Genomic DNA, 20581 nt, shown 5'->3' with positions numbered 1-20581 from the left:
AAAAACCGCTATAAAAGCGGTTAATTCTTTAATTTGGTGCGCTCAGAGAGATTCGAACTCCCGACCCCTTAGTTCGTAGCCAAGTGCTCTATCCAGCTGAGCTATGAGCGCGTAACTTGTGTGCCTTTCAGCGATTCGTTCTATTTTACTTGGTGCGCTCAGAGAGATTCGAACTCCCGACCCCTTAGTTCGTAGCCAAGTGCTCTATCCAGCTGAGCTATGAGCGCATTAAGTAAATGGCGGTGAGAGAGGGATTCGAACCCTCGATACCAGTAATAGGTATGCTTCCTTAGCAGGGAAGTGATTTCAGCCACTCATCCACCTCACCGGAACGAGCCGCCATAATACAAACTAAAATCCTATTGTTCAAGTCATCATAGTGAAATTTTCTTGTTTTTTAGTTCAATGAATTATTTTTTAAGCAATTTCCTTATTATTTTCATCTTTTTCGATCAAACGCTTGTTAAGATAGATATTATTTCTTCATTAAAATACAGTAGTGCATACACATTATTGCAAACCTAAACGTGCAGTTCGGGTCTGCATGACTTATGCTAAACTTATCTGCCAAGCGTGAAACCAAAAGACATGACAAAAAACTGGGCTGACCCCGAAGCGAAAGCTGAAGCTGAACGTTATGACAATCCGATTCCAAGTCGTACTCTTATTTTAGATACATTGGAGCAATTGCAGACACCACAATCCCATGCAGAACTTGTTGACCATTTTCATATTCAAGACCAAAAAAGTATCGAAGCTCTTAGTCATCGCTTAAGTGCAATGGTTCGTGATGGTCAAATCATGAAAGACGGGTTTAAGTTTCAGTTGGTGGCAGACCAACCCACTTATGAAGCGACTGTCTATATTAATAGTAAAGGTTTAGGTACCGCTCATATTGACGGCCAAAATGACCTTTTACTTCCTGAACGTGAATTACGCTTAGTCTTTAATGGTGATCGGGTTCGAGTTCGACAGACATCAGTAGATCGTAAAGGTAAACCGTGGGGTTTCATTACCGAGGTTCTACAGCACCGTGTAAAACAGTTAATTGGTAAATTGTCTATACACGACGGTGAATACTTTATTCAACCTAATAATCCAAATCAGCACCAACCGATTCCATTAGAAAAAGAATTAGTTGCACATGCCAACGCAAATGTTGGCGACATGCTTCGTATTGCTATAGATACCTACCCAACCCGTGAAGAGTTTGCAACAGCGCATATTATTCAATCTATGGCAGATAAAGCGGATACTGAAATTATTATCCCGCAGACCATTCTTGAGTTTGGCTTACCTTACGAATTTCCAGATGAAGTTATAAAAGAAGCTGAAAGTTTTAAAGAACCTTCTGCACAAGACCGCGAAGGTCGAGTTGATTTAAGAGATTTGGCACTCGTCACAATCGATGGTGAAGACGCACGAGATTTCGATGACGCCGTGTATGCAGAAAAACGTCCAGGTGGGGGTTATCGCGTTGTAGTTGCAATTGCCGATGTGAGCCATTATGTGCGCTTAGATTCAGCTCTTAATGAAGAAGCGGAAGAACGTGGTACTTCGGTTTACTTCCCTCATTTTGTATTACCAATGCTACCAGAAGCATTATCAAACGGATTATGTTCACTTAACCCGCACGTAGACCGTTTATGTATGGTCTGTGATCTAAAACTCTCTCGTAATGGTCGTGTAACGGGTTATGAGTTTTATCCATCTGTGATGCACTCAAAAGCACGTTTGACCTACACGCAGGTAGCGCAATACTTTGACGGCGCAACTGACGCAATTCCGAAAGATCGTGATATTCATAAATCGCTTAATACGCTTTTCCAGCTTTATCAGATTTTGAAAAATTTACGTGCTGATCGTCATGCAATGGAATTTGAAACCATTGAAACGTATATGACTTTTGATGAGCTAGGTGGAATTAAAGAAATTTTGCCTCGCACACGTAATGAAGCACACAAACTTATTGAAGAATGCATGTTGCTTGCTAACGTGGCTGCGGCTGAATATGCATTAGAACATGATGTTCCAATGTTATATCGCGTACACGAAGCGCCTGAGTTCTCACGTATTCAGAAAGTAAAAGACTTTGTAAAACTTCTTGGCTTACCGTTCCCTGACCAACCAACTCAAGCAGATTATCAAAAAGTTATTGAGGCAACTAAAGACCGCATTGATGCGCCAAGCATTCATGCAGTGTTATTACGCTCAATGATGCAAGCTTACTATGGTGCAAAAAATGCCGGTCACTATGGTTTAGCTTATGAAGCTTATACGCATTTCACCTCCCCAATTCGTCGCTATCCAGACTTATTATTACATCGCGCAATTAAAGCTCATTTAAAACAAAAGCCGTCCCCACTCTCGGGTGCAGCTTTAGACGATGCTGGTGAACATTTCTCTCAAACCGAACGCCGTGCAGATGAAGCATCTCGCAGTGTAACGACTTGGTTGAAGTGCCACTATATGCAACAGCACTTAGGTGATGAATTCATTGGTATAGTAAGTGCTGTCACTGAATTTGGCCTATTTATTACCCTTAAAGACTTATATGTCGATGGCATGATTCATATTAGCCAGCTTGGCGATGACTTCTTTATTTATGATCAAGCGAGTCAAAACCTTATTGGACAAAATCGTGGTCAGGTCTTTGGTTTAGGTGATGAAGTTAAGATTCAGGTTGCTGGTGTAAATCTGGAAGAACGTAAGATCGATTTTCAACTTATTCAGCAAGTCACCCATGCTGGACGAGTAGTTCGCAGTCGTGCCCCACGTACAACCAGAACATCAACCCAAGCAACTGAAGAAGTTTTTGGTAAACCACCTACCACTTCGAATGATGGTGAAAAACCTGTCCGTAAAAAGAAGGAAAAAGGTAAGCCAAGTTCATATACTAAAAAGTCTGGTAAAAAAACCACTACGAAAGCAGAGGTCAAGCCAGAAAAAGTAAAGAAAAAAGCGAAACCAAAAAAGAAAAAGTCGAATGCCAAGTCCAAGGCTGACTAATCCATAGGTTTTTTACATTATTTATTATTAAGCTCCCAAAAATGGGGGCTTAATACTTTTAGAACGTTTATTTTTCAAATTAAGCTTGATTTCCTGCCTAACAATACCTACATCTAATACTATGTTTAAAAAATAATGTGGCTACTAGCAATGACTTTACAGCAAGCAACTCTACCTACTCCCCGCTTTGACCAAATTACATTAGATAATTTAAAACAAGACATTCAACAAGCAATTCAAGCAGGACAAGAGTTCTTAAATACCCTTACAGCTGCACCTTCTGAAACAGGCCAGCAACTTGCTGTACTTGAACAAATTGATACCCTTGAAAACAACCTTAGTGAATCATGGGGTGTTTTATCACACTTAAATGCCGTGATGAGTAATGCAGAAACCAGAGAAGTCTATCAGTCACTCTTACCCGCTTTAAGTGAATATTACACTCAACTAGGCCAACACACGGCGCTATATCAGACTTATCAACATATTCATGATGGTCAGAGCTATACAACACTTAGCGCTGCGCAACAAAGTGCCATCCGCCTCGCATTACGTGATTTCAAGCTTTCTGGCGTTGCTCTAGAGGGTGAAAAGAAAAAACGCTATGCAGAAATTTCTGCACGTCTTTCACAGCTTTCTTCTGACTTCTCGAACCATGTACTTGATGCTACACAAGCCTACTTTAAACCGCTTACAGAAGATCAGTTAAAAGGTCTTCCAGAAAGTAATATTGAATTATTAAAGCAGTACGGCAAACAGCGCGAGCTTGACCAAGCAGTAGCGACTTTAGATTTTCCAGCTTATTTTGCGGTCATGACCTATGCAGATGATCGCGCATTACGTGAAGAACTATATAAAGCTTATGTCACTCGTGCATCAGATCAGTCTGAACAAACTGATTTTGATAACAGCAAAATTATGGAAGAAATCTTGAGCCTTCGCCAAGAAATGGCAAAACTACTTGGTTTCAATAACTACGCTGAATATTCTCTTGCTAGCAAAATGGCTCCTGATGTCAAAACAGTTCACGACTTTTTAGCCGACTTAGCTGAGCATGCACGTACACCTGCTCTTCAAGAAGTTGCTGAGCTACAAGCAATTGCAAAACAAGATGGAATTGACGAGCTCAAACCTTGGGATACGACCTACTATTCTGAAAAACTCAAACAGCAACAGTTCAATTTGTCTCAAGAAGCATTAAAGCCTTACTTCCCTGCCCCGAAAGTCATTCAGGGTTTATTCCAGATTGTACAGCGCTTATACGGCATTAATATCGTTGAACGTGAAGCTCCTGTTTGGCATCCAGATGCACGTTATTTTGAGTTAGAAGACCAAGGTCAAGTAGTAGGCGGGTTCTTCTTTGATTTATATGCGCGCACTGGTAAACGCGGCGGCGCATGGATGAGTGGCTTCCGCTCACGTATGCAAACTGTTCATGGTTTACAAAAACCAATTTGCTATATGGTGTGTAACTTCACTCCACCTGTGGGTAATCAGCCAGCTTTACTGACTCATGATGAAGTTATTACCTTGTTCCACGAGTTTGGACATGGTTTACACCATATGCTAACTGAAGTAGATAATATCTCGGTTGCAGGTACTCACGGCGTTGCTTGGGATGCAGTCGAGTTACCAAGTCAGTTTATGGAGTTTTGGTCATGGGATAAAGAAAGTCTTGATGTTTTAAGTGAGCACATTGAGAGCAAACAGACCTTACCTCAAGAATTACTTGATGCTTTATTAAATGCGCGTTTCTTCCAATCTGGTATGCAAACTTTACGTCAACTTGAATTTGCACTGTTTGATTTAACTATTCACACCAAGACTCCTGCGTTGAATAGCGAGCAAATTCAAGAGACATTAAATGACATACGCCAACAATATGCAGTAGTACCAACTGTTGATTACAACCGTTTCCAACATAGCTTTAGCCATATTTTTGCAGGCGGGTATGCGGCGGGTTACTACTCTTACAAGTGGGCAGAAGTTTTAGCAAGTGATGCATTTGACCGCTTTGAACATGAAGGTATTTTCAATACTCAAACGGGTAAAGAATTCCGTCAAGCAATTTTAGCTGTAGGTGGGAAAGATACTGCTCTTGAAGCATTTGTCAATTTCCGTGGTCGTGAACCAAAAATTGATGCTTTGTTACGTCATCAAGGTTGGACGAACGACAACAAAACCGCTTAAACTATGGACCTAAATTGATCGTGTGGTTAGGGTGATAAAGATGAAAAAACGTTTCATTGCTGGGGCTAAATGTCCAAAATGTGAAGCCATAGATCGGATTGTCATGCTAACCACCGCTGAAGACGAATGGATTGAATGTATCGAATGTGGTTATAGCGAAAATCGTCCGACTCATGTTGATGAACCGGAAACACCTGCTATACCTGATGAAGTTGGAGTAATACAGTTCAAGCCTCGTCGTTCTGACTAAAGGTCTTAGAGATGCCACTACAAAGAAAACAAAACTCAAAACTCTTGTGGATTTTAATTGGGGGCTTAAGCATTCTGGCAGTGCTTTTTTTCGCAGCACAATGGTTTTTTAAAAAAACTGAATCATCAGCACCGATAGTCGATCCTCATCCTGTATCGACACCTGCTCCTGAAAAACCTACAGCACCAGCAAGTTCCGTACCTGTAGCTCAACCGCAAACTGCTAGTTCTCAGCAGCTTGTGAATGAAGATGTGCTCAAACAACCTGTTCCAGCTCAAGAATCTTTAGCAAAAGAAGAAGTTTCTAAGCTCAATGATATCAACCATCAATTACAAGATCAGGAAGCGACTTTAAAAGCTCAACATGCTGATGCAGATCAACTTATTAAGCTAAAAGAAGAGCAAGTAAAGCTGCTCGAAGCTCAGGTTAAACAACAATAGCTTTTGCCTAAATCTAAAGATAACGTAAAAAAGCTAGTTCACCTTGAACTAGCTTTTTTTATTAATTAGAAACTGGCTTATTTAAAAACTCACCATAAAAAAACACCCCCTTAAAGAGAGTGTTTTTAGTAGGTTTATACATTTAAAACTATTTGTACCAACCAAAAAGTTTCAGTACTAATGGAGCATAAGTTACCAGTACCAACGAAGAGAACAAGACAATAATTGGTAATAACCAGCGTTCATATCGATAATAGAAACTTGTGTATTTCTCTTTCGCTTCTACATCCGCAGCATTGACCTCATCATCCCCAACGGATAACCGTGTTAATAGATGGTTTAAGGCAACTGGTGGTGTTACATAACCAAATTCGAATGCAACCAATACAATCATCCAGAAATGAATTGGATGAATACCATTTTCGTAAGCTACAGGAGCAATCGTTGCTGCTACTAAAATTACAGCACCAAATGGATCTGTACACATACCGATAATAGCAAGTAACAATGCAATACATGCCAGTGATATATAGATACTGCCTAAATGAGTTGGTAATAACTCAACCACTTCAGAGCGCTCAATTAAACCACCTACACTTGCAGACAATGCCATCAAAATAATTAAGGCACCGATATGCCCAACGGTTTCTGATGTCGCAAAACGCAATGCACCACCAAAACCAAGACGGAACTGCGAACTATGCGGATCGTGTGATTGTAAGAACGGAGATTTTTTCTCATGTTCACGAACAATTGCTTCATGAATATTTAAAGCTGGTGTCTCTTTAGGCATCACCAATTTATCGTACAAGATCATCGCAATCAGTACGAGTGGCAGAATTACTGGTGCAGTAAATTCGTTCATTCCGGTATCTAATGCATATTTATAAAATGCAAGAACAACTACTGTAATTAAGATGTATGGAATAACGGGTACGAAAGCTCGTGCCATGCCTGGAAGTGCTACTTTCGGTGAGTTCACACGGAACTTTTCTTCTGCCAAGAAAAGAGATACACCTAAGAAAATAAATGCAGTTAACCAGAATACGTAAATACCATGTCCAAATAATTCATCAGATGTAACATGGCGACTGTCTAGCATGGCAATTAAAACGACCAATAGACATGGACGTACCACAACACCTAATGAACCTGACATTGCAGATACAGCAAGTGCATACTGACGGCGAGCACCTGCATTCCAAACTTCCTTATAAATAATCGCACCGGCCGCAATAACGAAAATCCCTGATGCACCTGTATAAGCTGTTGGTACAGCAGCAGCAATCAGAATTAACCAAGTTAAGGTTTCTGGCGCTAAGTTCCATGGACGAAGTACATTTAAGAACAAGTCCATAACACGTGTTTGTGTAAGCAACATACCTGCCCAAATAAATAAGGCAAGATTTAAGAAAATACCTGAGAACTCAACCAACAAACCAAGGTAAATCCCTTGCCCCATTGGATAGTCCATAAAGAATGTGAAGACAATACCTGTAATTAGTGCCATATAAGCATATAAAGGCACAGAGAGTAAGGCTAAGCCTATGTTACCGCCTTCACGTTTTGGCGGAGGTGAAACAAATAATTGATACAGACTAATTAAGCTCAGAACAACAAACAGAATCATCCAGATCCAGTAAATCGTTACTGTTTCATAAGTAGGTGTTACCCCAGAATTAATAACAGAACGATACTGACTAATCACAGAAAAACTTAGTAGTGCATTACCAAGCAACATAAAGAGAGAATACACTTTGTAATCAATTTTTGTTGCTGGATTACGCAAGCCAATATGGTGATATTTCAATGATGCAGTAATTGCAGAAATTAAAACCATAAAGACCAGTAAAATGGCACGGTTCTCTGTACCAAATTTAAATATACCGAAGAAACCCGTTTCAATCGTACGGTATGTACGTACTCCCGGATTTGCCTCAATATATTTAATAGTTTTATCGTAGGCCTTATATTTATCTTCACATTGCTGCTGTGCGGCTTGTAAGGATGCACGGACATCACTTTCTGAGGCAGCACCAAAGAAGCTTGCGAAATCATCAGATGCATTCGCTTTCATTTGCTCTTTTACTTGAGCATCAATATTTGGATTTCGATCACAAGATGGCTTTTCAGGCTCAGCACGCAAAAATGAATATTGCATGCCTATCGCAGGGTCACCATAAAGGCGCTCCCCGATACGTAATAATTGCCCGTGGATCATTTCCCCGGTACCAATTATCAGCGTCATTAATAGCAAAATGAGGATTACGAATGTTGAGATCCATTCGTTCCATATATAACCCAGCAGACCTAATCCAGATCTTTTTTCTTGATATTCTTGCATAAATATTCCAATTTTGTTCTCTCAAATCCCTCATAACAAAGGCTCTGAGTCATGCAATTTCCTTGGTCAGGGGTATCGTCCATCCCCTTTCTACCAATCCCTTTATTCAACGATCAAATTTGCATCAAACTTTATGAATAAAGAATGACTAAAATCTCTTTTTTAACAGTTTGTATTGTCAATCTTCCTACTTGAATCTCTGTATAAGCCAATAGCATCCACCAAAGATTGCACCGCCTATCGCACCATACAAATGAGCTTCGGTTAAAACAGGACTACCAATTAGTTGTGCAGTGCCCGTTTGTCCAAAGGTGTTTTCCCAAACCAGTTTGGCAATAATTAGCCCTAAAACTAACAATGCAAAATTCCGTTCTTTGCGATATTGCAAATAAACTAGAGCAACGGCTGTATATAGCCCGTGAAGTACACCAGATAGGCCGGCATATGCATCGATATAAGGCAAATAAAAATAGAACACCAAGCTAATAAATGGTGGTAGAAGAAAAAGAAGAATTAAGATGTGCCACACTTTGGTATGTGGAAATATGAAGGGCAAACATGCAAATGCCATCATATTTAAAAGGAAGTGAATCCACCCCACATGTACCCAATGCGCTGTCCACAAACGCCAAAACTCACCAAGTAAGCTTTCACGCCAATAAATAAAATAATCTGGAAATACTTGTAGACATGCAGAAACAGAAATGCACCCTGCGACCAAAAGCACTTTTTTATTGAGTACATGATCCTTCATAGCACACTCCTTTTAAAACTAGACTCCTTACGATTAATACGAAAAATAAGTAGCAACGCAAGGAGTTAGTTTCTTCAGATCTTTTTACTGTGCAGGTGCAGTTGCTGAGTCTGCTGGAACTTCTGATGCAGCCCCACCGTCAAATAACTCATCCAGTTCTGCTGAACCCTCGTTTTTCTCATCCCAGAAATGAGACATACCGCCGTCACCTGTACGAACGCCCGTATGCTCAGTCCAATAGCGGTCAGAAATACCACGAACAATTAAACCAGCCATGCTATCGATTAACTTAAAGTTCGGATTAACTGGTTTATCATCTGCTTGAGATGCTGCATAAGTTTTTAATGCATCACGGATTTTGGCATCGTCACCACTTGCTTGTGCAGCTACAGCATAGAGTGCGTGAGACAAACGAACACCTTTTTGTTCACCAATTTGCACTGACTGTTTTAAAGTCTCATACGGGTCTGGCTTACCTTCATTAGCTCCTGGTAATAAAGTCCAGATCACCGCACGTGTTGCATTTGGTGCTCCCCAGAACTTTTGGTTATCAAGACAAACCATGCCACGCTCTACGATAGCAGCAATATCTTTCGGAACATTGACAGAACCACCTGAGTTAATGTCATTTGTTACTGCTTGAAGGCCACTGATCATTCCAAGTAGATATACAGTCTGATCGGTATCACTACGCATAGTTGGACAAGAGTCACCTAAATGGTACTTATATTTAGATTCCCAACGATCAGCGAATAATTTATAGCCCGTATATTGCCGCTCTGCAGCAATTGCAGCCCAACGCTTCTGCGCAATACGTGCATCTTGAGCTTCTGTTACTTGTCCTGCTTTTGAAGCGCGCAAATAACGTAACTCCTGCTCTAATGCTTGGTTTTCCGCACATACACCTGAAGCAGCATACATTAAGACAGCAACACGAGTAGGATCTGCACCCATCCCTTTAGTCGACATGATTGCAGGAGTTAAGGCACTACCAGTATTACAAACCATTTCAGCATCTTGCATTGCCAAAATAGGTGGAACAACGTGCTTTTCCGTAAAACCTAAAGCAACATTTGCTCCGCTTTTCACGACGTATGAACAACCTGATAAAACTGAAGCTGCAAGAAAACTCATCGCCAAACCTTGGCTTATTTTTTGGACTTTAGACATCTTCCTGTCCTCGATGTAATTTGTTTTTTCCTTTTCAGATGTACATTAGCAGATGCATATCTTGAATAAAAGAGTAATTACTCTAATTGTAGCGCTTATACTTTGACACACTTCACAGCAGATAAAATTGACAGTTTTTGAGGGAAACAAAAATTTTAGGCAAAAAAAAGTAGCATTGCGACGGTTCAGCACATGCTACTTATTAACTGGGATAAGCTTTTAACGGCTTATATTATTGTTGTTCTATATAATCCTTGAGTAAAGTTCCTGCTCTTCCTACTACTACAGCCATAACAACTGCAATTAACAGAAACATCCACATTGAAATCTCCATGAGAGACCTCCTTACTACATTCGCACCCAGTAAAAACCGGACACTTGATGAAATGAATCGATTAATCAATTAAACTATTGACTGACCGACGACCTTTGCATCCTCTGTCTCTTAACTTTGCTAAGATTAGCTTTATTAAGATGTTCCCTGAGTAAAGTTCCTGCTCTTCCTATCACCACTGCCAAAATGATGGCAATGACCAAGAACGACCATGTTGGCATCTCCATTTGAGACCTCCGACACACTTTACGTTGGTGTTTGTACTTTAACCGATAGAATAATAACCATATTGAGAAATTGTCGGACAATTGGCTTTCTTGCTATTTTTTCTGTATTTTAACTAGACAATTTATATTTTCTAAATAGAAATAAATCTTAATTATTTGATTTTTAATATTTTTAAATAAATATACAAATGTAGAATTGTCTAACAATTAATAGAATTTTTCTAAAGCCTTAAGCTGTTTCCATTGAGATAAGGACATTTGATCAAACCAAATAACAGAAGTTAATGTTCTATCACCCTTAAAATAGACCACTATGAAAATCTGATAATCAATTATTTTTAAAATCTCTACTCGAGAAATTGTTTGTTCTAAATGAAAGCTAAGTGACCATAATTTCTGATCTAAATAAGCAATTTGAACGAGCTGTGGTCGCTTTAAAAAGAAAATAAAACTTATAAATAATAAACAGATCGCAACCAACCACCAGAGTATTGGTATCAGCTGATAAAACAGAGCTGCTAAACTTAAGCCAATAAAAAACTGAAATATAATCGAGAAACGGCTATATTTCAGTTTAAAATTCAATTGGTTGATCAAAACTAATCAGCCATGAACATAATGCTTTAATTTATGAATAAAATCACGTAATTCTGTACGCGGCGGTTCAGATACTTCCATAAACCAGTCAAGTAAATCAGGATCTTCCTGCTCTACTAATTCAGCAAACAATGCTTTTTCTGCTGGATCTGCCTTTAAATAATAATTTTTCACATACGGGTCAAAATAGACATCAATTTCCTTTAAACCGCGGCGTGCGCGATAAACTACTTTACGTTCTTCCAAGGTCATTTCTTCAGACATTTATTTCCCCATCTGCGTTGATAGTGCGCCTAGTTTACCTGATCACATAAGAAAGTTCGCTAAAAATCTCAAATTGACCAAACTTATCACTTCATAGCTATAAATGAGCATTCATCACATTGTTAGACCTAATGAGCTTGCCTTATGTTTAGACTCATAACATCAAGCCCAAACCAAGGAAGAAATACAATGCAATCTGGTGCTATTCGTCCCATTCCAAATATGTTACCTCGCCATCTATTTAACGAAGAACATGAAGCTTTTCGTGAAACGGTACGTAAATTCTATGAGAAAGAAGTTGTACCAAATACTGAAAAATATGAAAAACAACAACATGTGGACCGAGATCTTTGGAATAAAGCTGGTACATTAGGTTTATTGTGCACCACCATGCCAGAACAATATGGTGGCTCAGGCGTGGACCGCCTATACAGTATGATTCTTATCGAAGAACAAGCATACGCAATGGACTCAAGTACAGGTTTCTCACTACATTCCGATATTGTCGCCAACTATATCAATAACTTTGGAAACGAAGAACAAAAGCAAAAATGGCTTCCGAAAATGGCAACTGGTGAAATAGTGACCGCAATTGCCATGACCGAACCAGGAACAGGTTCAGATTTACAAGCTGTTCGAACAACAGCAGTCCTTGATGGTGATGAATATGTGATTAATGGTTCAAAAATATTTATTACCAATGGCTACTTGTGTGATATGGCCATCGTGGTCTGTAAAACAGGCAACAGTGATAAAGGCTCTGCCAATTTATCACTTATTATTGTTGAAGCTGACCGTGCTGGTTTTACTAAAGGTAAGCCACTCAACAAAATTGGCATGAAAGGTCAAGATACATGTGAACTCTTCTTCGATAACGTTCGTGTTCCTAAAGAAAATCTTTTAGGCATGGAAGGCATGGGCTTTATTATGCTCATGAAAGAATTAGCCTGGGAGCGTATGTTGGTTGCAATTATCTGCCAAGCTGGTGCAGAAGCAGCGTTTGCACATACTGTTCAATATACAAAAGATCGTAAAGCATTTGGCAAGCCAATTAGTGCTTTCCAAAATACACGTTTCAAACTCGCAGAACTACGTACTGAAATTGATTTCTGCCGTACCTATTTAGATCGTTGTATGGAATTACAACTTGAAGAAAAGTTGAGTATCGAAGCTGCCGCAGCTGCTAAATATAAAATTTCGGATATGTTCTCGAAAATAGTCGATGAATGTCTTCAATTACATGGCGGCTATGGTTACATGCTGGAATACCCAATTGCTCGTGCTTATATTGACCACCGAGCAAACCGTATTTATGCAGGTACAAACGAAATTATGAAAGAGTTAATCTCTAGAACACTTTAATACCAAGCATAAAAAAGGAGGCTATTTGCCTCCTTTTTTATTTCAAATCTTAAGACACTAGCTTTGGCTTACGTGTATTTACATCTGAATGTTTGTGAAAATGAAGAATGCCATCATCAAATTTAGCATTTTGTAATGACTTTCTATCTTCAAGATAATTATTGGTTACTTGCCATGGAGCATGCTTACCTTGTTTTGGAAGTTCATGAGCTGCACGACTAATATAACCAGAAGACAATTTACCCATTACTGTATCTTCTTCCATTTCGTTTTTATTACCCGCTGGAATAACCTCATCATAGTTATTCTTGTCCATATAGTTTAATAGACGGGAAATATAATCAGCTGCAATATCAACTTTTAATGTCCAAGATGCATTCACATAGCCAATAATCATGGCCATATTTGGAATATCACTTAGCATAATGCCATTGTAAAGCATATGTTCTGAGGAGTTGATTGGCTTACCATCAACTTTAGCTTGAACACCACCCATAATTTGGACTTGTAAACCAGTTGCAGACACTATGATGTCGGCATCAAGGTGTTTGCCTGACTTTAATTGAATACCCGTCTCTGTAAATTTCTCGATCTGATCAGTTTCAACACTTGCCTTACCTTCACGAAGAATCTTAAATAGATCACCATCAGGGACTACACAAAGACGCTGATCCCAAGGATTATAAGAAGGCGTAAAATGTTTCATATCCACTTTACCCTTAAGCTGCATTTCAATTGCTTTTAAGAGTAAACGACGAACTGTTTTAGGATGCTTTTGTGACAATGCATAAATTGCGCGTTGCATACCAATATTACGTGCACGCGTAAATTTGTAAGCTGTTTCTTCAGACATAAATCTACGAGTTTTTTCATAAATGAAGTCAATAGAAGGAACTGTTGCAATATAAGTTGGTGAACGCTGTAACATTGTCACGTGACCTGCCCCACCTTTCGACATTGCAGGAACTAGAGTAATTGCAGTAGCTCCACTACCAATAATTACTACTTTTTTACCTGTATAGTCTAAGTTTTCAGGCCAATGCTGCGGATGAATGAGTTGACCTTTAAAAGCATCTTGATTAGGGAAAGTCGGAGCATAACCTTGGTCATAATTATAATAACCAGTACAACCTACAACAAAGTTAGCTACCCAAGTCTGTTGCTTTTTATTGCTATCCTCGACAACAACATGCCATTTCTTTGAAGTAGAATCATAATTTGCAGAAAGCACACGATGACCAAAGTGAATCTTTTCTTTTAATTTGAACTCATCAATTACTTCACCTAAATAACCTTTAATTGAAGCACCATCAGCCAGTACATTAGCTTTACACCATGGTTTAAAGTTAAAACCAAATGTAGACATATCCGAATCTGAACGAATACCAGGATAACGGAAAAGATCCCAAGTCCCCCCAAAAGATTCACGACGCTCTAAAATTTCAAATTGGCGCTGCGGAGAATTTTTAGATAGATGGGCAGCAACTCCGATTCCTGAAATGCCGGCACCAATGATTAGAATATCAACTTGCTTTTCCATTTTATTTTTATACCCATTGTTGAGAATATGACTTTATTAAAGCACAATTTTGACAATACACAATGTCAAGTTTGACCGTTTATCCGTTTTTTTATGTCACTTGGGGACAATTTTTTATTTTTATAGCTTTTAAAAAATAAAAAAGACCGGCATAAAGCCGGCCTTTTTCGAATAATATCAATTATTCAGCTGAAGTATTCACTTCACGATCTACAAGCTCAACGTAAGCCATCGGTGCTGCATCACCAGCACGGAAGCCCGCTTTAAGAACACGTAGATAACCGCCGTTACGTTCTTTGTAACGAGGGCCGAGTACGGTAAATAATTTACCTACAGTTGCAGCATTACGAGTACGAGCAAATGCTAAACGACGATTTGCTACAGTATCGTTTTTTGCTAGAGTGATTAAAGGCTCAGCAACACGACGTAATTCTTTAGCTTTAGGAACAGTTGTTTTGATCAACTCGTGTTCAAATAAAGAATTAGCCAAGTTTTGGAACATCGCTTTACGATGGCTGCTTGTACGGCCTAATTTCACACCACTATTACGATGACGCATGGTGATAGTCCTACTTAATTAACGGCTACGATAGGCAAAACGGTCGTCCATACGAAGACTAGCTGGTGGCCAGTTTTCAAGACGCATACCGAGTTGTAAGCCTTTCGATGCCAAAACATCTTTGATCTCTGTTAACGATTTTTTACCAAGGTTAGGAGTTTTTAATAACTCAACTTCAGTACGTTGAACGAGATCACCAATGTAGTAAATATTTTCTGCTTTCAAACAGTTAGCAGAACGAACAGTAAGCTCTAGATCATCTACTGGGCGAAGCAAGATTGGGTCAACTTCTTCACGAGGTTCTTGAGCAACTGGAGTTTGATCTTTCTGAAGATCAACAAAAATTGCAATTTGTTGTTGCAAAATTGTTGCCGCTTTGCGGATTGCTTCTTCCGGATCAACCGTTCCATTTGTTTCAAGGTCGATTACCAGTTTATCTAAATCGGTACGTTGTTCAACACGCGCATTTTCAACGGTGTAAGAAACACGTTTAATCGGACTATAAGAAGCATCTAATTGCAAACGACCTACTGGACGTGTTTCACCTTCAGGGAAACGAGAATCAGATGTTTCATAACCACGACCTTGAGAAACTTTCAAGCGCATTTTTAATGAACCTGAAGCACTCAAAGTACCAATTAAATGATCTGGGTTAACCACTTCAACATTATGAGGTAAACGAAGGTCAGCAGCAGTAATATCGCCAGGACCTTGTTTCTCTAATGTTAAATAAGCTTCATTTTGATCGAACAGCTTAATAGACAATCCTTTTAGGTTCAGCAAGAGCTCGACGATGTCCTGCTGCAAGCCTTCTAAAGTACTGTACTCGTGCTCGACACCTTCTATCTCTACTTCAACCACAGCAGCGCCAGGTAAAGAAGACAATAGAATGCGACGTAAAGCATTACCTAGAGTGTGGCCAAAACCACGCTCTAAAGGTTCTAGAATCACTTTTGCCGAGGTCCCGCTTACCGCTTCGACCTTGATCGCTTGCGGAGTGAGAAACTCGTTTGCAGTACGCGTCATTATTGCTACCTCAAGGATTATTTAGAATACAATTCTACAATCAAGCTTTCGTTGATTTCAGCAGGTAAATCAGAACGATCTGGTGCAGCTTTAAACGTACCTTCAAGTTTAGAATGATCAACATCAATCCAAGCTGGAATACCACGTTGAGCAGCTAATTCAATCGCGTTTTTAATACGCAATTGTTGTTTAGCACCTTCGTGAACCGCAATTACATCACCCGCTTTAACTTGAATAGACGCGATGTTTACACGACGACCATTCAAAGTAATGCTACGGTGACTTACTAACTGACGAGCTTCTGCACGTGTAGAACCAAAACCCATGCGATAAACAACGTTATCAAGACGGCTTTCAAGCAATTTCAACAAGTTCTCACCAGTTGCGCCTTTAACACGAGCTGCTTCTTTATAGTAGTTACTAAATTGACGCTCTAACACACCGTAAATACGACGGACTTTTTGTTTTTCACGTAATTGTAGTGAATACTCAGATTGCTTACCACCGCGAGCCTGACCATGTTGACCAGGAGCTTTGTTAGCTTTTTTAGTTTTGACGTCAAATGGTTTAACGCCAGATTTAAGTTGCAGGTCTGTCCCTTCGCGGCGAGAGAGTTTGCATTTTGGACCAATATAACGAGCCATGAATGTTTCTCCTTACACGCGACGTTTTTTAGGTGGACGGCAACCGTTGTGAGGAATTGGAGTCACATCGGTAATGCTGTTAATCTTATAACCCACTGCGCCTAATGCACGAACCGCAGACTCACGACCTGGACCAGGACCTTTTACAAGGACGTCTAGGTTTTTCAAACCGTAATCTAAAGCTGCTTTACCAGCAACTTCAGCAGCTACCTGAGCAGCAAACGGAGTTGATTTACGTGAACCACGGAAGCCTTGTCCACCTGAGGTAGCCCAAGCCAATGCATTACCTTGACGATCGGTAATCGTAACAATGGTGTTATTAAAAGACGCGTGAATGTGTGCAACACCTTCAGAGACGGTACGAGTGACCTTCTTGCGTGTGCGAGTATCTTTAGCCATCTTTTAGCTTCCAGAAATCTTACTTTTTAATCGGTTTGCGCGGACCTTTACGGGTACGTGCGTTAGTTTTGGTGCGTTGACCACGGACAGGCAAGCTGCGACGATGACGAAGGCCACGATAGCAACCTAAATCCATTAAACGTTTAATGTTCATGGAAATTTCGCGACGTAAGTCACCTTCGGTAGGAACCTTAGCAACTTCTGCACGAATCGCATCAAGCTGTGCATCGTCCAACTCACGAATCTTAGTAGTTTCAGTGATACCAACTGTAGCTAAGATATTCTTAGCAGTATGGCGACCGATACCAAAGATATAAGTGAGGGAGATAACAGCATGCTTGTTATCCGGAATGTTTACACCGGCAATACGAGCCATTCACTTTTCTCCAAAAAGGCAGTAGAGATAATCAACCGCCCCACAAAAATCTTGAGGGGCGGATATTAACCCAATTCGCCTACTGAAATCAACAGGTCTTGATTAGATTAACCTTGACGCTGCTTATGACGAGGTTCTGCGCTACAAATCACGCGAATAACCCCATTACGACGGATAACTTTACAGCTACCACAAATTTTCTTTACAGAAGCTTGTACTTTCATGATGAAACCTCTAAGTGCGCTTATCCCTTAGGATGAGCAGTCGTTTTTCTCATTAATGTTTGATTGTCATATTGATGAGAAGTTAAATGCGCTTGTAGCTGAGCCATAAAGTCCATAACAACAACGACTACGATAAGTAATGAGGTACCACCTAAATAGAATGGAATACCAAAAGAACTCTGTAAAATCATTGGCATTAAACAAATGACTGTAATATAAATCGCACCAATAAACGTCAAACGATTAAGAATATGATCTAAGTAACGAGCAGTTTGCTCACCTGGGCGAATACCAGGCACATAAGCTCCGCTGCGTTTTAGATTTTCTGATACTTCCTTAGGGCTAAATACTAAAGCCGTATAAAAGTAACAGAAAAAGATAATTAACGCACCAAAGAGCACCAAATACAAAGGCTGTCCAGGCGACAATACCAGAGCTAAATCTTGTAAGCTACGCTTAATTAAACCAGCATTCGGATCTGCACTACCTACCCATTGACCCAAACTAGCTGGGAACAACAATAAAGAGCTTGCAAAAATCGCAGGAATCACACCAGCCATATTAATTTTTAATGGTAGATGTGTTTGCTGAGCTGTAAATATACGACGACCTTGTTGCTTTTGTGCATAGTTTACTGGAATACGACGCTGTGCTTTTTCAATAAACACAATCGCAGCCAATACGCCAAGAGACAAAAGACCAAAGATGACAAGACCAATCAAACTTGTTTGACCATTATCTACAGATGACACTGATTGCATAATTAATTTAGGCAAACCAGCAACAATACCTGCAAAAATAATCATTGAGATACCATTACCGATACCTCTTTCAGTGATTTGTTCACCTAACCACATTAAGAACATAGTTCCAGCGATAAGTGACGTAACAGCAGGAATATAAAATGCAAGACCCGTAGACAGAGTAATACCCTGACCAATTAAGCCTGCACACATACCTACTGCCTGAACCACTGCAAGTAATAATGTACCCTGACGCGTATATTGGTTAATTTTACGCTTACCTTGCTCCCCTTCCTTTTTCAAGGCTTCAAGAGAAGGAATCACTGTTGACATTAACTGCACAATAATTGATGCAGAAATATAAGGCATGATCCCTAAAGCAAGAATAGACATTCGCTCTAAAGCACCGCCAGAAAACATATTGAATAGCCCAAGAATAGTTCCTTGGTTTGCATGAAATAAATTTTCTAACGCAGCATTATTAATGCCTGGTACTGGAATATGCGCTCCTAGTCGAAAGACCAGCAATGCACCGATTAGAAAACTCATCCGGCGAATAATTTCACGGTATTTCACATGAAATGGCTGACCTTTCATCATGTTGACATGACCTGAAGAACTAGGAGACATAGACACTCGAGATTACTCCTCGACTTTACCGCCAGCTGCTTCAATTGCAGCTTTAGCGCCTTTAGTCAATGCAACACCTTGAACAGTGAATGCACGAGTGATTTCACCAGAAAGCACGATACGAGCACGAATTTGATCGCGACGAACAACATTCGCAGCTTTTAAAGTTTCAAGGCTAACAATGTCGCCTTCCACTTTAGTTAACTCAGACAAACGTACTTCAGCAGTTTTTAAAGCGATTTGGCTAGTGAAACCGAATTTAGGTAAACGACGATAAATCGCTGTTTGACCGCCTTCGAAACCTGGACGAACGCCACCACTTTTACGTGATTTTTGACCTTTGACACCACGGCCACCAGTCTTACCAACGCCAGAACCGATACCACGGCCTAAACGACGGTGTTCACGTTTTGCACCTTCTGCAGGTGCAAGCTCATTTAAACGCAGAGTCATGGCTTATTCCTCTACACTAACCATATAGTAGACTTTGTTGATCATACCACGGTTAGAAGGCGTATCTTGCACTTCTACAGTATGACCAATACGACGCAGACCTAAACCTTGTAAGCAAAGCTTGTGATTTTTCAAGCGATGTGAAGAAGATTTAGTCTGGGTAACTTTAATCGTTTTCATGATTGATTACCCTTGAATTTCTTCTACTGATTTACCACGTTTCGCAGCGACTTTCTCAGGAGAAGTCATATCACGCAAACCTTTAAAAGTTGCGTTTACTACGTTAGCAGCATTAGTAGAACCATAACATTTAGCAAGTACGTTATGTACACCTGCAGCTTCAAGAACGGCACGCATTGCGCCACCAGCGATTACGCCAGTACCTTCTGAAGCAGGTTGCATGTATACACGGCTTGCACCATGACGAGCATTCACAGGGTGTTGTAAAGTAGTACCAGCAAGGTCTACAGTGATCATGTTGCGACGAGCAGCTTCAAGTGCTTTAGAAATAGCAGCTGGAACTTCACGTGCTTTACCACGACCAAAACCAACACGACCATTACCATCACCCACAACTGTTAATGCTGTGAAAGAGAAGATACGACCGCCCTTAACAACTTTGGCTACACGATCAACGGCAACCAGCTTTTCAACAAGACCTTCGTTTTGTTCAACTTTAGCCATGATTAGAACTCCAAGCCGTTTTCACGAGCAGCATCAGCCAAGGCTTTGATACGACCATGATATTTAAAACCAGAACGGTCAAATGCAACTTTAGTTACACCAGCTGCTTTCGCACGTTCTGCGATTAAAGCACCTACTTTAGTAGCTGCATCTACATTACCTGTAGTACCGCTACGTAAAGATGCATCCAAAGTTGAAGCTTGCGCTAAAACTTTGCCACCATCTGCTGAAATAACTTGAGCATAGATGTGACGCGGAGTGCGGTTTACACACAAACGAGTCGCACCCAATGCACGAATGTGCAAGCGTGTGCTTTTCGCACGACGCAAACGGGATTGTTTCTTTTCGTTCATAAGAACCTC

The 20581-nt window shown here is 40.1% G+C and carries 22 protein-coding genes and 3 tRNA genes; 5 read left to right on the top strand and 20 right to left on the bottom strand.

Annotation, left to right across the window (positions count from 1 at the left end):
* Positions 1-34: 34 nt before the first annotated feature.
* The 3 genes from I8T81_RS02440 to I8T81_RS02430 all read right to left on the bottom strand — a co-directional run bounded on the left by I8T81_RS02440 (position 35) and on the right by I8T81_RS02430 (position 328).
* A tRNA-Arg gene (locus I8T81_RS02440) sits at positions 35-111 on the bottom strand.
* Between the two features lie 39 nt (positions 112-150).
* Positions 151-227 (bottom strand) — tRNA-Arg (locus tag I8T81_RS02435).
* 10 nt (positions 228-237) lie between these two features.
* Positions 238-328, bottom strand: a tRNA-Ser gene (locus I8T81_RS02430).
* Positions 329-588: 260 nt separating this feature from the next.
* On the opposite strand from I8T81_RS02430, the gene rnr reads away from it, so the two are divergent.
* The 4 genes from rnr (at position 589) to I8T81_RS02410 (ending at position 5889) form a co-directional block, all read left to right on the top strand.
* Positions 589-3009, top strand: coding sequence for a ribonuclease R (gene rnr / locus I8T81_RS02425; RefSeq protein WP_198072041.1), 2421 nt, complete (start codon positions 589-591; stop codon positions 3007-3009).
* Positions 3010-3144: 135 nt separating this feature from the next.
* On the top strand, positions 3145-5199 hold the full coding sequence (locus tag I8T81_RS02420; protein WP_198072040.1) for a M3 family metallopeptidase: 2055 nt from the start codon (positions 3145-3147) through the stop codon (positions 5197-5199).
* A 40-nt stretch (positions 5200-5239) separates the two neighbouring features.
* A complete protein-coding gene (locus I8T81_RS02415) occupies positions 5240-5449 on the top strand; it encodes a YheV family putative zinc ribbon protein (protein WP_002049754.1) in 210 nt (69 codons plus the stop codon).
* Positions 5450-5460: 11 nt separating this feature from the next.
* The gene (locus I8T81_RS02410) at positions 5461-5889 is read left to right on the top strand and encodes a hypothetical protein (RefSeq protein ID WP_198072039.1); all 429 of its coding nucleotides are present in this window, start codon (positions 5461-5463) and stop codon (positions 5887-5889) included.
* A 148-nt stretch (positions 5890-6037) separates the two neighbouring features.
* On the opposite strand, the gene I8T81_RS02405 is transcribed toward I8T81_RS02410, so the two are convergent.
* The 5 genes from I8T81_RS02405 to I8T81_RS02385 form a co-directional block, all read right to left on the bottom strand.
* Complete coding sequence (locus tag I8T81_RS02405) at positions 6038-8233, bottom strand: TRAP transporter large permease subunit (RefSeq protein WP_019457776.1); 2196 nt, start codon at positions 8231-8233, stop codon at positions 6038-6040.
* Positions 8234-8420: 187 nt separating this feature from the next.
* Positions 8421-8987, bottom strand: a complete 567-nt coding sequence (gene rrtA, locus I8T81_RS02400; protein ID WP_004705397.1) for a rhombosortase — start codon at positions 8985-8987, stop codon at positions 8421-8423.
* A gap of 84 nt (positions 8988-9071) precedes the next feature.
* Positions 9072-10157, bottom strand: coding sequence for a hypothetical protein (locus tag I8T81_RS02395; protein ID WP_019457778.1), 1086 nt, complete (start codon positions 10155-10157; stop codon positions 9072-9074).
* Between the two features lie 768 nt (positions 10158-10925).
* Entirely contained in the window at positions 10926-11315 is a 390-nt protein-coding gene (locus I8T81_RS02390) for a hypothetical protein (RefSeq protein ID WP_198072038.1), read from the bottom strand.
* A 6-nt stretch (positions 11316-11321) separates the two neighbouring features.
* Complete coding sequence (locus I8T81_RS02385) at positions 11322-11579, bottom strand: FAD assembly factor SdhE (protein ID WP_002049719.1); 258 nt, start codon at positions 11577-11579, stop codon at positions 11322-11324.
* Positions 11580-11768: 189 nt separating this feature from the next.
* Between I8T81_RS02385 and I8T81_RS02380 the strand changes: the two genes are divergently transcribed.
* Complete coding sequence (locus tag I8T81_RS02380; RefSeq protein WP_198072737.1) at positions 11769-12941, top strand: acyl-CoA dehydrogenase family protein; 1173 nt, start codon at positions 11769-11771, stop codon at positions 12939-12941.
* A 49-nt stretch (positions 12942-12990) separates the two neighbouring features.
* Here I8T81_RS02380 and I8T81_RS02375 read toward each other — a convergent pair whose 3' ends face one another.
* The 12 genes from I8T81_RS02375 to rplR form a co-directional block, all read right to left on the bottom strand.
* The gene (locus tag I8T81_RS02375; RefSeq protein ID WP_004705389.1) at positions 12991-14481 is read right to left on the bottom strand and encodes a flavin-containing monooxygenase; all 1491 of its coding nucleotides are present in this window, start codon (positions 14479-14481) and stop codon (positions 12991-12993) included.
* A 181-nt stretch (positions 14482-14662) separates the two neighbouring features.
* Positions 14663-15040, bottom strand: a complete 378-nt coding sequence (gene rplQ / locus I8T81_RS02370) for a 50S ribosomal protein L17 (protein WP_002049717.1) — start codon at positions 15038-15040, stop codon at positions 14663-14665.
* 18 nt (positions 15041-15058) lie between these two features.
* Positions 15059-16066, bottom strand: a complete 1008-nt coding sequence (locus I8T81_RS02365) for a DNA-directed RNA polymerase subunit alpha (RefSeq protein ID WP_004705386.1) — start codon at positions 16064-16066, stop codon at positions 15059-15061.
* Between the two features lie 17 nt (positions 16067-16083).
* Positions 16084-16710 carry a 30S ribosomal protein S4 gene (rpsD, locus tag I8T81_RS02360; RefSeq protein ID WP_002049716.1) on the bottom strand — a complete coding sequence of 209 codons (627 nt, stop codon included), beginning with the start codon at positions 16708-16710 and terminating at the stop codon, positions 16084-16086.
* A 12-nt stretch (positions 16711-16722) separates the two neighbouring features.
* Positions 16723-17109: a 30S ribosomal protein S11 gene (gene rpsK / locus I8T81_RS02355; RefSeq protein WP_001040166.1), complete on the bottom strand. Its 387-nt coding sequence runs from the start codon at positions 17107-17109 to the stop codon at positions 16723-16725.
* 19 nt (positions 17110-17128) lie between these two features.
* Positions 17129-17485, bottom strand: a complete 357-nt coding sequence (rpsM, locus tag I8T81_RS02350) for a 30S ribosomal protein S13 (protein ID WP_000090816.1) — start codon at positions 17483-17485, stop codon at positions 17129-17131.
* Positions 17486-17592: 107 nt separating this feature from the next.
* Positions 17593-17709 (bottom strand): 50S ribosomal protein L36, encoded by a 117-nt coding sequence (rpmJ, locus tag I8T81_RS02345; protein WP_000867907.1) that lies wholly within the window; start codon positions 17707-17709, stop codon positions 17593-17595.
* A gap of 20 nt (positions 17710-17729) precedes the next feature.
* A complete protein-coding gene (gene secY / locus I8T81_RS02340) occupies positions 17730-19049 on the bottom strand; it encodes a preprotein translocase subunit SecY (RefSeq protein WP_170318186.1) in 1320 nt (439 codons plus the stop codon).
* A 45-nt stretch (positions 19050-19094) separates the two neighbouring features.
* Entirely contained in the window at positions 19095-19535 is a 441-nt protein-coding gene (gene rplO, locus I8T81_RS02335; RefSeq protein WP_002049750.1) for a 50S ribosomal protein L15, read from the bottom strand.
* Between the two features lie 3 nt (positions 19536-19538).
* Positions 19539-19715 (bottom strand): 50S ribosomal protein L30, encoded by a 177-nt coding sequence (gene rpmD / locus I8T81_RS02330; protein WP_000849088.1) that lies wholly within the window; start codon positions 19713-19715, stop codon positions 19539-19541.
* 6 nt (positions 19716-19721) lie between these two features.
* Complete coding sequence (rpsE, locus tag I8T81_RS02325; protein ID WP_001141025.1) at positions 19722-20219, bottom strand: 30S ribosomal protein S5; 498 nt, start codon at positions 20217-20219, stop codon at positions 19722-19724.
* Positions 20220-20221: 2 nt separating this feature from the next.
* A complete protein-coding gene (rplR, locus tag I8T81_RS02320; RefSeq protein ID WP_002049741.1) occupies positions 20222-20572 on the bottom strand; it encodes a 50S ribosomal protein L18 in 351 nt (116 codons plus the stop codon).
* Positions 20573-20581 lie beyond the last annotated feature (9 nt).

The sequence above is a fragment of the Acinetobacter seifertii genome, assembly GCF_016064815.1.
Lineage (GTDB): Bacteria > Pseudomonadota > Gammaproteobacteria > Pseudomonadales > Moraxellaceae > Acinetobacter > Acinetobacter seifertii.
The sequence above is the reverse complement of the archived record's forward strand: the minus strand, read 5'-3'. Positions and strand labels throughout refer to the sequence as shown.

Bases quoted from the DNA above. Each gene is read 5' to 3' on its own strand.
- rnr (WP_198072041.1), top strand. From the start codon at position 589: ATGACAAAAAACTGGGCTGACCCCGAAGCGAAAGCTGAAGCTGAACGT.
- I8T81_RS02420 (WP_198072040.1), top strand. From the start codon at position 3,145: ATGTGGCTACTAGCAATGACTTTACAGCAAGCAACTCTACCTACTCCC.
- I8T81_RS02415 (WP_002049754.1), top strand. From the start codon at position 5,240: ATGAAAAAACGTTTCATTGCTGGGGCTAAATGTCCAAAATGTGAAGCC.
- I8T81_RS02410 (WP_198072039.1), top strand. From the start codon at position 5,461: ATGCCACTACAAAGAAAACAAAACTCAAAACTCTTGTGGATTTTAATT.
- I8T81_RS02405 (WP_019457776.1), bottom strand. From the start codon at position 8,233: ATGCAAGAATATCAAGAAAAAAGATCTGGATTAGGTCTGCTGGGTTAT.
- rrtA (WP_004705397.1), bottom strand. From the start codon at position 8,987: ATGAAGGATCATGTACTCAATAAAAAAGTGCTTTTGGTCGCAGGGTGC.
- I8T81_RS02395 (WP_019457778.1), bottom strand. From the start codon at position 10,157: ATGTCTAAAGTCCAAAAAATAAGCCAAGGTTTGGCGATGAGTTTTCTT.
- I8T81_RS02385 (WP_002049719.1), bottom strand. From the start codon at position 11,579: ATGTCTGAAGAAATGACCTTGGAAGAACGTAAAGTAGTTTATCGCGCA.
- I8T81_RS02380 (WP_198072737.1), top strand. From the start codon at position 11,769: ATGCAATCTGGTGCTATTCGTCCCATTCCAAATATGTTACCTCGCCAT.
- I8T81_RS02375 (WP_004705389.1), bottom strand. From the start codon at position 14,481: ATGGAAAAGCAAGTTGATATTCTAATCATTGGTGCCGGCATTTCAGGA.
- rplQ (WP_002049717.1), bottom strand. From the start codon at position 15,040: ATGCGTCATCGTAATAGTGGTGTGAAATTAGGCCGTACAAGCAGCCAT.
- I8T81_RS02365 (WP_004705386.1), bottom strand. From the start codon at position 16,066: ATGACGCGTACTGCAAACGAGTTTCTCACTCCGCAAGCGATCAAGGTC.
- rpsD (WP_002049716.1), bottom strand. From the start codon at position 16,710: ATGGCTCGTTATATTGGTCCAAAATGCAAACTCTCTCGCCGCGAAGGG.
- rpsK (WP_001040166.1), bottom strand. From the start codon at position 17,109: ATGGCTAAAGATACTCGCACACGCAAGAAGGTCACTCGTACCGTCTCT.
- rpsM (WP_000090816.1), bottom strand. From the start codon at position 17,485: ATGGCTCGTATTGCCGGTGTAAACATTCCGGATAACAAGCATGCTGTT.
- rpmJ (WP_000867907.1), bottom strand. From the start codon at position 17,709: ATGAAAGTACAAGCTTCTGTAAAGAAAATTTGTGGTAGCTGTAAAGTT.
- secY (WP_170318186.1), bottom strand. From the start codon at position 19,049: ATGAAAGGTCAGCCATTTCATGTGAAATACCGTGAAATTATTCGCCGG.
- rplO (WP_002049750.1), bottom strand. From the start codon at position 19,535: ATGACTCTGCGTTTAAATGAGCTTGCACCTGCAGAAGGTGCAAAACGT.
- rpmD (WP_000849088.1), bottom strand. From the start codon at position 19,715: ATGAAAACGATTAAAGTTACCCAGACTAAATCTTCTTCACATCGCTTG.
- rpsE (WP_001141025.1), bottom strand. From the start codon at position 20,219: ATGGCTAAAGTTGAACAAAACGAAGGTCTTGTTGAAAAGCTGGTTGCC.
- rplR (WP_002049741.1), bottom strand. From the start codon at position 20,572: ATGAACGAAAAGAAACAATCCCGTTTGCGTCGTGCGAAAAGCACACGC.